This is a genomic window from Mycobacterium spongiae (assembly GCF_018278905.1).
Classification (GTDB): Bacteria; Actinomycetota; Actinomycetes; order Mycobacteriales; family Mycobacteriaceae; genus Mycobacterium; species Mycobacterium spongiae.
This window is the reverse complement of sequence record NZ_CP046600.1, coordinates 3351256-3363596: the sequence shown is the minus strand read 5'-3', so window position 1 is coordinate 3363596 and position 12341 is coordinate 3351256. Positions and strand designations below refer to the sequence as shown.

The following is a 12341-nucleotide window of genomic DNA, read 5'->3' as shown; positions in this document are numbered from 1 at the left end:
CGGGTGGCGAACTCAATTGGATGTCGAAACCTATCCTGTCACTGCGCTCCAGGCGACACTCATCCAGGGCGCGAAGGGCTGGGAACTATCCGGGGGAGTGCGGGGGATGTCCAGCCCGGCAACCGTCGCGCGCCGGACAAACCCACCGGGCGGCGCCAAAGGCCCTTGCTACGGTGTGGGCGACTGGTTACAAGAGTCGCGTCGCAGATAGGCGGAGGTCCGATGCCGGCACCACACCGGGTACCCCAGCAGTTTGTGGACAGCCCAGACGGGGTCCGCATCGCGGTCTACGAAGAAGGCAATCCGGCGGGCCCGACCGTCGCACTGGTGCATGGCTTTCCGGACTCTCATATCTTGTGGGATGGGGTCGTTCCCTTGCTGGCCGATCGCTTCCGGATCATCCGCTACGACAACCGCGGTGTTGGCCTGTCGTCGGTGCCGAAGCCGGTTTCGGCGTACACGATGGACCATTTCGCCGACGACTTCGCTGCCGTCATCGGCGAGCTCAGTCCCGGCGTGCCCGTGCATGTATTGGGCCATGACTGGGGTTCGGTGGGCGTGTGGGAGTACCTGAGCCGGGCGGTCGCCGGTGACCGGGTCGCGTCGTTCACCTCGGTGTCCGGCCCGAGTCAAGACCACCTGGTCAACTACCTGATCAGCGGTTTGCGACGGCCCTGGCGTCCGCGAGCCTTCGCCCGTGCGACTGGTCAAGCCCTGCGGTTGAGCTACATGGCATTGTTCTCGATACCGGTGTTGGCGCCGCTGTTGGTGCGGGTTTCCTTGTCGAGTGCGGCGGTGCGGCGCAACATGGTCGACAACATCCCCGAGGGCCAGGTCCACCACTCCGACACCCTGGCCAGCGACGCCGCTCACTCGGTGAAGACGTACCCCGCGAACTACTTTCGATCGTTCTCCGCCGAGCGACGCAGGCAAGGCATCCGGATCGTCGACGTACCGGTGCAGCTCATCGTCAATGTCAGGGACCCGTACGTGCGCCCCCACGGTTATGACGAGACCGCACGCTGGGTGCCACGGCTGTGGCGGCGTGATATCAACGCGGGTCACTTTTCGCCCATGTCGCACCCGCAGGTGATGGCGGCCGCCGTTAATGAGATCGCCGATCTCGTCGACGGCAAGCAGCCAACACGTGCGCTGCTCCGTGCCCAGGTCGGACGGCCTCGTGGTTGCTTCGGTGACACGTTGGTGGCGGTCACCGGTGCGGGCAGTGGGATCGGTCGCGAGACCGCGATGGCCTTCGCCCGCGAGGGTGCCGAGGTCGTCGTCAGCGATATCGATGAGGCCACCGTCAAGGAGACAGCGGCCGAAATCGCGGTTCGGGGCGGAGTCGCCCACCCCTATGTCCTCGACGTGTCCGACGCCGACGCGGTCGAGGCGTTCGCCGGGCGAGTCAGTGCCGAGCACGGGGTTCCCGACATCGTTGTCAACAACGCCGGGATCGGGCAGGCGGGACGGTTCCTGGACACGCCGGCCGAAGAGTTCAACCGGGTGCTGGACGTCAATCTAGGCGGCGTCGTCAACGGATGTCGCGCGTTTAGCCGGCGGTTGGTCGAGCGCGGTACCGGCGGGCACATCGTCAACGTGTCGTCGATGGCCGCGTACGCGCCCTTGCAATCGATGAGCGCCTACTGCACCTCCAAGGCGGCGACGTACATGTTTTCCGACTGCCTGCGGGCCGAACTCGACGCTGCCGGCATCGGGCTGACCACGATCTGCCCCGGTGTTATCGACACCAACATCGTCAACACCACCCGCTTCGACGCGCCGCCGGGAAAGGACGACGAACAGGTCTCGGACCGTCGTGGGCAGATCGACAAGATGTTCGGGATGCGGCATTACGGGCCGGACAAGGTTGCCGAGGCGATCGTGTCTGCGGTCAAGAAGAACAAGCCGATCCGGCCCGTCGCGCCGGAAGCCTATGCGCTCTACGGCCTTTCCCGCGTGCTACCGCAGGCGCTGCGCAGTACCGCGCGCCTGCGGGTGATCTGAGCCGATCTGAACCGGTGGGCTATCCGTTTTGTGCGATGTCCTCGAGGACCGCGAACATGGTGCGGGTCGGCACGCCGGTGCCGCCCTTGGGCGTGTAGCCCCATGCGCTACCGGTGTTGTACGCGGGTCCGGCGACGTCGATATGGACCCAATCCACCGAATCGGCCACGAATTCCCGCAGGAACACCCCGGCCACCAGCATGCCGGCAAAGCGTTGGCCGCTCACGTTGGCCAGGTCGGCAACCGTTGACTTCAAGTCGTCTTTGAGCTCGTCGGGTAGCGGCATGGGCCAGCCGTTCTCGCCCACCTGCTGCGAAATGGCGGCGACCCGATCGCGGAATTCGGCGCTGCCCATCACCCCGGGTATCCGGGTGCCGAGCGCAACTGTCTGCGCACCGGTCAGCGTGGACGTCTCGATCAGGTAGTCCGGGTTGTCCTCGCATGCTCGAACGATGGCGTCGGCCAAGATAAGCCGGCCCTCGGCGTCGGTGTTGAGCACCTCGACCGTCGTGCCACCGTACTGGGTGAGCACGTCGCCCGGACGCTGCGCCGTCGCCGACGGCATGTTTTCTGCCATCGGCACCGTGGCGATCACATCAATCGGCAGTCCCAGCTGCGCGGCCAGCGTGACGGTCGCAACGACCGCCGCTGCTCCGCCCATATCGGAGGTCATGTAGTGCATGGACGCTGCCGGCTTGATCGAGATGCCGCCGGTATCGAAGGTGACGCCCTTGCCGACCAGGGCCACCGTCCGAGCCTGCCGCGGCTTCTTGGCCAACTGTGATCCTCGATGGACCAACCGCACCAGCCGCGGCGGTCGCGACGAGCCCTGGCCCACACCGGTCACCCCGCCGTAGCCAGCTTTTTTCAGTGCCTTGTCGTCGAGCAACTCGACTTTGAGTCCGACAGATTCGCCCAACGTCTTTGCGCGCTGCGCGAATTCGGCAGGAAACAGGTGGCTCGGCGGTGTGTTGACAAAATCGCGGGCCACAGCGACCGCCCTCGCCACGGCCGCACCATGCGCGCTGCGCTTCTTGGCGTCCGATGCCCGAGACAGCACGGTGATCTTGCCTAGCCCAGCGTCTTTCGGCGCTGTCTTGGCGCTGCGGAAGGTGCTGAACCGGTAGCTCCCGAGAATCAGTCCCTCAACCACGGCCGAACAGACTCCTTCGCCAGGTAGATCGGCCAGCGTCGTGATCACCGCATCCGAGCTGCCCAGCGCGCGTGCTGCCGCACCAGCGGCGCGACGGACCGTCTCCGCTGGCCACTCCTGGTGCGGCTGGCTCAGGCCGACCGTGAGAACACTGGCTACCGGCAGCGACGAGACGACCAGCCGGTGCACCTGTTCAGTGGCGCCCGTGGCATTCAGGGCTCGCAAGCCGGCCTCGATCTCGGCGACCGCATCCGCGGGCAAGAACGGCTCGGGGCCAATCAGCGCTGCGCCCGGTCGGTCTCCGGACTTTCGGCTGGTCTGGTCCTCGGTCGAGACGACCGGCACGATCAACACCGAGGAACCCACACCGCGTTTCGGCAGTGACGCAGCGACCTGGACGGACGGAGAAGCGGGGGTGCCTTTGGGGCCGGGTTGTGTGCTCACGGGCAACCACCCTAGTCACTGCGGGCTCCGAGCAGGGCGGCAGCAGATCACCCGCTGGGATCGCCCCGCAGTTCGAACGCGGTCACCGGGGCCTGGAATCCCTTGAGCGTCAGCGGACCGTGAGCGATCGCGGGCCAGTCAGGCAATTTGTCGTGCAGCGCCGGTGCGGCCAGGATCTGGCCCGGGGCAGCGGCCGCAACGAGTCGCGCCGCGAGGTTGACCGGATTGCCGAAATAGTCACCGCTGATGGCCAACACCGTGCCGTACGCCAGACCCGCGCGGACCTGGAGCGCGGCCTCGCGTGCCTTGGGATGGTCGACAAGATCGATCGCCGCCTGCACCAGTCGCTCGGCTGTCGGACTCACCCACATCACAGCATCGCCGATGAACTTGACCACCCTACCGCCGTCGGCATGCACCACGTCGGCGACGGTGGCGCCGAACTCGTTGAGCAAGTCCTGCAGCTGCGCGGGTTCCAGCGACTGGGTCAACACCGTGAAGCTGGATAGATCGGCAAAACCGACGCCGCACGTCACGGTCGCCGAAGTGTCTTGAATGACACCCTCGAAGTAGGTTCGTGCGCTGGTCAGATGGTGGCGGTGAACGACGTCGATCAGGGTCCCCATCCGGGGAACGAACTCGGCGATGGACCGGTAGGCCTGCGCCGTGGCGAGTTCGTCCTGGGTGTGCGTCATCTGGATGTCGGGCATGCCGGCGCGGATCATGGTCGACTCGGCTTCCGCGAGCCGGGCCATCGCGGCGCCGAGCACGCGCAGCAGGCCGAACGCACCGTCCTCGCCCACGACGGCCTTCAACGCGACCCAGGTCCGCAGTGCGTCGACATCGGCCTGGCTCAGCGCGGGAACGTCGGCACCGGAAATGGTCAGGCCGAGCAAGGCCCAGGCGTTGGCGACGTCGTCGGCGGACAATCCGAGTTCCTCGGCTGCGGTCGCCACGGTGTAGATCGGGGGACCCGACCATTGCAGGACATCGCCCGCGAGCCCGAACAGCCGGTCGCGACGTTCCGCTTCGGCCATCTCGTCGATCGTGAAGCCCAGGTCGTCGAGGTACTTGATCAGGTCGGCCCGCTCGCGCGGGTTGGCGATGCCGGCGGCTTCCAGCGCCTCAAAGTCGAGCGAATCGGACACCTACCCAAGTGTGCCAGTAGCGGCGCCGATTAGGGTGGCACGTCGTGAGTGATGCACCGGAGTTACTTCAGGGACCGCTAGAAGACCGCCACCGCGCCTTGGGCGCTACTTTCGCCGAGTTCGGCGGCTGGCAGATGCCGGTGTCGTATGCCGGGACCGTAGGTGAGCACAAAGCCACGCGCGAGGCCGTCGGCTTGTTCGACGTCAGCCACCTCGGCAAAGCGCTGGTTTCCGGGCCGGGTGCGGCCGAGTTCGTCAACTCGGCGCTGACCAACGACCTGGGGCGCATCCGACCGGGGAAAGCGCAATACACGTTGTGCTGCAACGATTCCGGCGGCGTCGTCGATGACTTGATTGCTTACTACGTCGACGACGACGAAATTTTCCTGGTGCCCAACGCCGCCAACACGGCCGGGGTGGTCGCGGCACTACAGGCGGCCGCACCCGGCGCCTTGACCATCACCGACCTGCATCGCTCCTATGCGGTGCTGGCGGTGCAGGGGCCGCGGTCCACCGAGGTGCTCACCGCATTAGGGCTGCCTACCGACATGGACTACATGGGCTACGCCGATTCCTCGTATTCCGGCGCGGCGGTGCGCGTCTGCCGCACCGGATACACCGGCGAGCATGGCTATGAACTGCTTCCGTCGTGGGACTCCGCCGGCGTGGTATTCGACGCGCTGGTGGCCGCGGTCGCCGACGCGGGCGGTCAGCTGGCTGGTCTGGGCGCGCGCGACACGCTGCGCACCGAAATGGGCTACCCGCTGCACGGGCACGAACTTTCGCTCGATATATCGCCGCTGCAGGCGCGCTGCGGCTGGGCGATTGGCTGGAAGAAGGACGCCTTCTTCGGTCGTGACGCATTGGTGGCCGAGAAAGCGGCGGGTCCCCGGCGGCTCCTTCGCGGGCTGCGCGCGGTCGGCCGCGGCGTGTTGCGCCCCGGGCTCACGGTCAATTGCGGGGATCGCGCAGTGGGTGTCACCACGTCGGGAACGTTTTCGCCAACGCTGCAGGCTGGGATCGCGCTGGCGCTCATCGACACCGATGCCGGCGTTGAGGACGGGCAGCAGGTCAGCGTCGATGTGCGCGGCCGGGGTGTTGAGTGCGACGTGGTGCGTCCCCCGTTCGTTGCCGTCAAGACGCGCTGACCGGGCCTCGCGAGGTCTCACGTGAGCAGCCAACGCTCAATGGCGCGCGGACTAGAATCGGCGCCATGACCAGCGGACCATTTGAGTTCACGGTTTCGCGCGCGGCCACACCGGCTACTGGCGCGGAGCGTGAATCGATCCTGGCGGATCCGGGGTTCGGTAAGTACCACACCGACCACATGGTGTCCATCGATTACACCGACAGCCGGGGTTGGCACAACCCGCGCGTAATCCCTTACGGCCCAATTGAGCTCGATCCCTCCGCGATTGTGTTGCATTACGCACAGGAAGTATTCGAAGGGCTCAAGGCCTACCGCTGGGCGGACGGGTCGATCGTGTGCTTTCGTCCCGACGCCAATGCCGCCAGGTTGCGCTCCTCGGCGCGCCGGATCGCTATTCCGGAATTGCCCGGCGAACTGTTCACCGAGTGCCTGCGTCAGCTGATCGCGGTCGACGCCGCCTGGGTGCCCCCGGCCGGCGGCGAAGAGGCGCTGTACTTGCGGCCGTTCATCTTCGCCACCGAGCCAGGGCTTGGGGTGAGGCCAGCCAAGGAATATCGGTACCTGCTGGTCGCATCGCCCGCCGGCGCGTACTTCAAGGGCGGCATCAACCCGGTCAGCGTGTGGGTATCGACGGAGTACGTGCGGGCCAGTCCGGGCGGTACCGGTGCGGCCAAGTTCGGCGGAAACTACGCCGCCTCGCTGCTGGCGCAGGCTGAAGCCGCGGAGAACGGTTGCGATCAGGTGGTGTGGCTGGACGCAGTCGAGCGGCGCTTCATCGAAGAAATGGGCGGGATGAACATCTTCTTCGTGCTGGGCAGCGGCGGGTCAGCGCGCCTGGTCACCCCGGAACTGTCGGGCTCACTGCTGGCGGGCATCACGCGGGATTCGTTGCTGCAGTTAGCTACCGATGCTGGATTCGCTGTCGAAGAACGCAAGATCGATATCGACGAGTGGCAGAAGAAGGCCGCCGCCGGCGAGATCACCGAGGTTTTCGCCTGCGGCACCGCCGCGGTCATCACTCCGGTTGCTCGGGTGAAATACGGTGACGCTGAATTCACGATCGCCGACGGTCAGCCGGGCGAAGTGACCATGGCTCTGCGCGACACATTGACCGGGATCCAACGCGGGACGTTCGCCGACACCCACGGCTGGATGGCGCGCCTGGGTTAGGTCGCCCGCAGGTCCGGCTGAGGTCTCGGTTCTCCCATGAGGGTGCCACGAGGGTGCTTCAGTGCTCCCGGCGGCAAGCCAGTTGTGCCAAGGCGACGAGATCTTCCGATCGCACCCCGTCGGGAAGCGCTCCAATAGCGTTCTGGATTCGTGTATCGGCGTATTGTTGTGCCGCCTGGCGGCCCCCGGCGACCTCGACAAGCGCCGCAGCCCGATCGATATCGCTTTGCGTCATTGCGACTGTTGTTTGGTAGAGCGCCCCCAATTCGACGGCAGCTCCGGTTCGTGAATTGAGCGCGGCAACAACCGGCAGCGACGACTTGCGCCGGCCAAGATCATTGCCGACCGGCTTTCCCGTCACGGCCGGGTCGCCCCAGATGCCAATCAGATCGTCCACGACTTGAAACGCGAGCCCCAGTTCGTAGCCAAACTGTTCCAACGCGGCCAGAGTCGCGCGGTCCGCATTCGCACTCAGAGCCCCTAACGCGCAACAGCACGCGGTCAGGGCAGCAGTCTTTCCCGCTGCTATGCGGAGGTAGTCATCGATCGTCACGTCCGGGCGGCCTTCAGACCTGCAGTCCTCGAATTGGCCAATGCACATGTCCCGGCACGCGGTCTCCAAGCGCATGATCGCTTCGACTGCGACGGAGGGATCGCGTAGTTGGGTCAATGCCCGGATCGCTGCCGCATGCAGCGCGTCGCCCAGCAGGATTGCGCTGTCGATGCCCCACACACTCCATACCGTTGGTCTTCCCCTACGGGTCGAGTCACGATCCATCACATCGTCGTGCAACAACGTGAAATCGTGCACCAGCTCAACGGCGGCCGCAACAGGGGTGGCCGCGCTGGTATCGCCGTCGCAGGCTCCTGCCGCCGCCAGCACAAGGGCAGCGCGAAGCGCCTTGCCCGAGGAGCCTTCTGACATAGATCCATGGGCGTTCCACCAGCCGCGGTGGTATCCGGCCATGGTCGCCAGCGGCTCCCGTATGGATCCAATGGCCCTGCGCAAGAAGGGATCACAATCACTTCGCGCGCGTCGCAAGAGCGCTTGCCCAAGGTCGGTCGAGAAGTTGTGGACAGCGCGTAACGTCATCGCGCATCCTTTCGCTCCACTGCTTGTCGCAGGGAACCACCTTTCATCTATCCGAAAGGCGGGTACGCAAGCACTTTCGTAATATCGGAGGAGACGGATGAAAGCAACAGGATTTCGCCAGGCTACGTGTAAGCGCGTAGTTATTGACGTCGTCGATGCGTGACCCATTGAACCGAGCCGGGTTTCGCGCGGTGCGCCAGGTTGGCCGGCGTCGCGACGATTGCGCGGCGGGTTCGTGACCCGAATGCCGATAAGCAGCTAGAGCCGGACCATGCCGGCAAGCGCTACGGCGCTTATCGTCGTCGTCAGTTCGATTGCCGCGCCCAGCACGTCACCGGTGATGCCGCCGAACCGGCGTGCGCAGTGCACGACCAGGGCCGTGCCGCCAAACACCGCCAACAGCACCGCCACCGGTCCTTGCCATAGCCGCGGACTGGCCATCAGCGACACGACGACGAGGACGACGAGCCAGGCAGTTGCCACGGCTGTGGGCTGCGTACCGGCGACCCGGGCGCCCAGGGTGCTGCCCTGCGCCGCCGGCAGGGACGGCCGACAGGCCAGGACCGCGGTGACCCGGCCGGCGACGATCGCCACCACAATCCCCGGGACCCAGCGGATCCCGGCGGAGCCAAGCGCCGAAAACGCCAGTGCCTGCGACGTGATTGCCAACACAACCGCGGCCACACCGAACGGTCCGGTCGACCCGTCGCGCATCACCGCAAGTGCACGCTGCGGCGGCCCGTAGCAGCCCAGCCCGTCGGCGGTATCGGCGACGCCATCGATGTGCAGGCCGCGTGTGGAAACCAGCAGGACCGCCACCGCGAGCAATCCGGGCAGCGAACCAGACGAGCCGAATGCCAGCGTGCCTGCCCACGTGATGGCCGCGGTCAACCCACCGAGCACGGCGCCGACGACCGGCAGCGCGGTCATGGCTCCGCGGCCGATCGGCGCGGCGACCGCGCGGGGGACCGGCAGCACCGTTTCGAACGCGAATGCCGCTGCCAGCGAACGCATCATGGTGAGGCTGCTGGGGGAGCGGGCGTATCGGCGCTGTCACCAACGGCCGTGTTCACCCCGGCTACCCCGGCCACCCCAGCTTCGGGGAAGGTCGCCATCGATGACAGCGCCGCGACCGCTGCGCGCAACACCGCCAGCGCCACCACTGCTCCGGTGCCCTCGCCCAGGCGCATCCGCAGGTCCACGATCGGCTCCAGCCTGAGAGTCGCCAGGGCCAGCTCATGACCCGGTTCGATGGACCGGTGACCGGCTTGCCACCACCGGTGGGCACCGGGGGCCAAGCGCTCGGCGATCAGTGCCGCGGCAGTGACCGCCATGCCGTCGAGCAGCAGTGGGGTGCGCCGGATCGCCGCCTGGGCGCAAAAGCCGGCGATTGCCGCGAGGTCAGCGCCCCCGCAGCAGCGCAGCAACCCGACGGGGTCGCCCGACAACGGTCGCGCTCGAAAGAGGGCGTCGCGAATCGCGGTGGTCTTGCGTGCCCAGCCGGCGTCGTCGATACCGGTGCCAGAACCGACTACCGCGACCGGCTCGGCGTCGGTCAGCGCGGCCACCAGAACCGCGGCCGGGGTCGTGTTTCCGATTCCCATATCGCCGGCGATCAGCAGGTCGGCCCCGGCGTCGACCTCCTCGTCGGCGATCCGCTGGCCGGCCGCGACGGCGGCGGCGGTTTCCTCGTCGGTCAGCGCGTCCCCAGCGGCGATATCGCCGCTGCTGCGCCGGATCTTGTGGGCGCCGATCTGCTCTGAGCGTGCGTCCGCGTCGACCGCGATGTCGGCAACACGCACCGTGGCGCCGGTGACTGCGGCCAGCGCGTTGATCGCCGCTCCGCCATCGTCGATGGTGGCCACCATCTGCGCGGTGACTTCGGATGGGTAGGCCGATACCCCGGACTGGGCCACCCCGTGGTCACCGGCGAACACCACCACCCGCGCGCGTTCGAACGCCCGTGGCGGGCAATGTCCCTGACATGCCGCGACCCAGACCGACAGGTCTTCGAGGCGGCCCAGTGCACCCCGCGGCTTCGTCAGGGCATCCTGGCGAGCGCGGGCCGCCGCTTCGGCGTCTGCATCGGGTGCCGGCACCGGGGCGAATCCGATCATCGTCACGACCGCGTGATCGCGAGTGCGGGAGACCGAGGCCCGGACGTTGTCGTCGGCATGACGACCAGGGTGCCCCGCGGAGTCATGACGGGCGCCCTGCGGCTTTCCGGCTGCTGCTACGCAACACTGCTACCGCGCTTGACTTGGGGGCGGGGTGCCCGCATCCGGCGCATCTGGGACGCCCTGCCGGCAGCGTAAAGCCCTAACTTCCAATGGCTTTCGGTGTTGGACGGGAACTTCGCGTCGACAAGCCGGCCGACCTTGCGACCCAGAAGGATCGCGTCGATCGCCATCAGCGCCATGAGCAACAGCATCGCAGGAGACATGTATAGCTGAACTTGGGGAACCGCGAACATGACGAACAGCAGGGCCAGCGCCGACGGCATGAACAAGCCGAGCACATTGCGCCGGGAATCCACCAGGTCACGGACGTAGCGGCGGATCGGTCCCCGGTCGCGAGGTAGCAGGTAGGCCTCCTCGCCAGCCATCATGCGATCGCGGCGGTCCGCCATGCGGGCACGGCTTGCGGCTCGGTCGGCCCGGCGTTCCTGCCTGCTGAGTTTGGGCCGGGCCAGCAATTTGCGCCTGGCGCGCGCCTCGGCGGCAGTCATGGGTGCCGGCGCGACGGGGCCCTTGCGCCGCCGAGCGGCATCGCTGCGCTTGGGCGTCGGCCGTCCCTTGGGATCGGTCGTATGTGACCCACGTGGCGCGTCTGGCCGGGCGCCGTCCGGCGACCCTATCGGAGAGCCCGGCCCGGAACCGGCCTCCGCAGATGCACCAACACCCTCGTCGCGGTCCCTCTTGCGGCCCAGCAGCTTCACAGTCGCCAGGTTACTTCGCGACCCGCCCGGGCCGTAATTTGCGTGGGTTGGCGACACGTCGACGAGTCGGGGCCCTACCCTGATTCTGATGGACGGCTCGCTCGCCTCGGGTAGTGCTGCCGACGGTCTCGCGCCCGGTCGGCTCCAGCTACCCGCGATGCGGGTGCTCGTGGCGCCAGACTGCTACGGGGGCAGCCTGTCGGCGGTAGATGCGGCCGCGGCTATCGCGACGGGCTGGACCCGGTCACGACCGGGCGATTCGTTCATCATCGCTCCGCAGTCCGACGGCGGCCCAGGTTTCGTCGACGTGCTCCGCGGTCGGCTGGGGGAGTCTCGGCAGCTGCAGGTGTTGGGTCCCCTGGACGCCCCCGTCAAAGCGGAATGGGTGTTCGATGCGCGCTCGGCAACCGCATACCTCGAGTGTGCTCAGGCGTGTGGCCTGACCCTATTGGGCGGTCCGCCGACGCCGGAGACCGCGCTCGCCGCGCACAGCAGGGGAGTTGGCCAGCTCATCGGCGCCGCGCTGCAGTCCGGCGCGGCGCGCATCGTCGTGGGGCTCGGTGGCAGCGCCTGCACGGACGGCGGGAACGGCCTGATCGCCGAGCTGGGGGGCCTTGACGCCGCCCGTCACAAGCTGGCAGACGTCGAGCTGATCGCCGCGTCAGACTCCGACTACCCACTACTGGGGCCATGGGGCGCGGCCAGGGTGTTCGGCCCGCAGAAAGGCGCCGACGCCGCCACGCTCGCGGAGCTGGAAAGCCGACTCGAGGCGTGGGCGCGCGAGCTGGACGCGGCCGCCGGGCGTGCCGTGAGCGCCGAGCCGGGCGCGGGTGCTGCCGGTGGCATCGGGGCTGGGCTGCTTGCGCTGGGCGGCCGCTGCGAGTCTGGAGCGGCAATCATCGCCGAGCACACTCATCTGGCAGACCATCTGGCCGAAGCAGACCTGATCGTCACTGGTGAGGGCCGGTTCGACGAGCAGTCCCTGCACGGAAAGGTTGTTGGCGAGCTTGCGGCTGCGGCGCGCCCGTTGGGCATTCCAGTGATAGTGCTGGCGGGGCAGGTGTCGCTGGATAAATCGGCGTCGCGCCTCGCGGGCATCATGTCAGCGCTGTCCATCGCCGAATACACCGGCTCGGTACGGTTGGCCCTGGCCGACGCGGCCAACCAACTCATGGGATTGTCATCACAGGTGGCCGCAAGGCTCGGGAATAGCCCGTCCGCAGGGTACCGTTGAAAAG

Annotated in this window: 10 protein-coding genes; 4 read left to right on the top strand and 6 right to left on the bottom strand. The window is 67.2% G+C overall.

The window, feature by feature from the left end; translation table 11 throughout:
- Positions 1-222: 222 nt before the first annotated feature.
- Complete coding sequence (locus F6B93_RS13690) at positions 223-2007, top strand: SDR family oxidoreductase (RefSeq protein WP_211695584.1); 1785 nt, start codon at positions 223-225, stop codon at positions 2005-2007.
- A 19-nt stretch (positions 2008-2026) separates the two neighbouring features.
- On the opposite strand, the gene F6B93_RS13685 is transcribed toward F6B93_RS13690, so the two are convergent.
- A complete protein-coding gene (locus F6B93_RS13685; protein ID WP_425518453.1) occupies positions 2027-3610 on the bottom strand; it encodes a leucyl aminopeptidase in 1584 nt (527 codons plus the stop codon).
- Positions 3611-3651: 41 nt separating this feature from the next.
- Positions 3652-4752: an adenylate/guanylate cyclase domain-containing protein gene (locus tag F6B93_RS13680; RefSeq protein ID WP_211695582.1), complete on the bottom strand. Its 1101-nt coding sequence runs from the start codon at positions 4750-4752 to the stop codon at positions 3652-3654.
- A 44-nt stretch (positions 4753-4796) separates the two neighbouring features.
- On the opposite strand from F6B93_RS13680, the gene gcvT reads away from it, so the two are divergent.
- Together gcvT and F6B93_RS13670 are read left to right on the top strand one after the other, a co-directional pair.
- The gene (gcvT, locus tag F6B93_RS13675; protein WP_211695581.1) at positions 4797-5900 is read left to right on the top strand and encodes a glycine cleavage system aminomethyltransferase GcvT; all 1104 of its coding nucleotides are present in this window, start codon (positions 4797-4799) and stop codon (positions 5898-5900) included.
- 65 nt (positions 5901-5965) lie between these two features.
- Positions 5966-7072: a branched-chain amino acid aminotransferase gene (locus F6B93_RS13670; RefSeq protein ID WP_211695580.1), complete on the top strand. Its 1107-nt coding sequence runs from the start codon at positions 5966-5968 to the stop codon at positions 7070-7072.
- Between the two features lie 58 nt (positions 7073-7130).
- Here F6B93_RS13670 and idsB read toward each other — a convergent pair whose 3' ends face one another.
- From idsB to F6B93_RS13650, 4 genes are all read right to left on the bottom strand, one after another.
- On the bottom strand, positions 7131-8165 hold the full coding sequence (gene idsB, locus F6B93_RS13665; protein ID WP_211695579.1) for a geranylgeranyl diphosphate synthase IdsB: 1035 nt from the start codon (positions 8163-8165) through the stop codon (positions 7131-7133).
- A 258-nt stretch (positions 8166-8423) separates the two neighbouring features.
- On the bottom strand, positions 8424-9182 hold the full coding sequence (locus F6B93_RS13660) for an adenosylcobinamide-GDP ribazoletransferase (RefSeq protein ID WP_211695578.1): 759 nt from the start codon (positions 9180-9182) through the stop codon (positions 8424-8426).
- Positions 9179-10282 (bottom strand): nicotinate-nucleotide--dimethylbenzimidazole phosphoribosyltransferase, encoded by a 1104-nt coding sequence (cobT, locus tag F6B93_RS13655; protein WP_211695577.1) that lies wholly within the window; start codon positions 10280-10282, stop codon positions 9179-9181. Before cobT ends, F6B93_RS13660 begins: the two co-directional genes overlap by 4 nt.
- A gap of 116 nt (positions 10283-10398) precedes the next feature.
- On the bottom strand, positions 10399-11103 hold the full coding sequence (locus F6B93_RS13650; protein WP_211695576.1) for a DUF3043 domain-containing protein: 705 nt from the start codon (positions 11101-11103) through the stop codon (positions 10399-10401).
- A gap of 157 nt (positions 11104-11260) precedes the next feature.
- Between F6B93_RS13650 and F6B93_RS13645 the strand changes: the two genes are divergently transcribed.
- Positions 11261-12337, top strand: a complete 1077-nt coding sequence (locus F6B93_RS13645) for a glycerate kinase family protein (RefSeq protein WP_211699480.1) — start codon at positions 11261-11263, stop codon at positions 12335-12337.
- Positions 12338-12341: the final 4 nt, after the last annotated feature.

What these genes read in the sequence shown, in the direction of transcription:
- idsB (WP_211695579.1), bottom strand. Translation starts at nt 8,165, where the DNA reads ATGACGTTACGCGCTGTCCACAACTTCTCGACCGACCTTGGGCAAGCG.
- F6B93_RS13660 (WP_211695578.1), bottom strand. Translation starts at nt 9,182, where the DNA reads ATGATGCGTTCGCTGGCAGCGGCATTCGCGTTCGAAACGGTGCTGCCG.
- F6B93_RS13645 (WP_211699480.1), top strand. Translation starts at nt 11,261, where the DNA reads ATGCGGGTGCTCGTGGCGCCAGACTGCTACGGGGGCAGCCTGTCGGCG.
- cobT (WP_211695577.1), bottom strand. Translation starts at nt 10,282, where the DNA reads ATGATCGGATTCGCCCCGGTGCCGGCACCCGATGCAGACGCCGAAGCG.
- F6B93_RS13690 (WP_211695584.1), top strand. Translation starts at nt 223, where the DNA reads ATGCCGGCACCACACCGGGTACCCCAGCAGTTTGTGGACAGCCCAGAC.
- F6B93_RS13670 (WP_211695580.1), top strand. Translation starts at nt 5,966, where the DNA reads ATGACCAGCGGACCATTTGAGTTCACGGTTTCGCGCGCGGCCACACCG.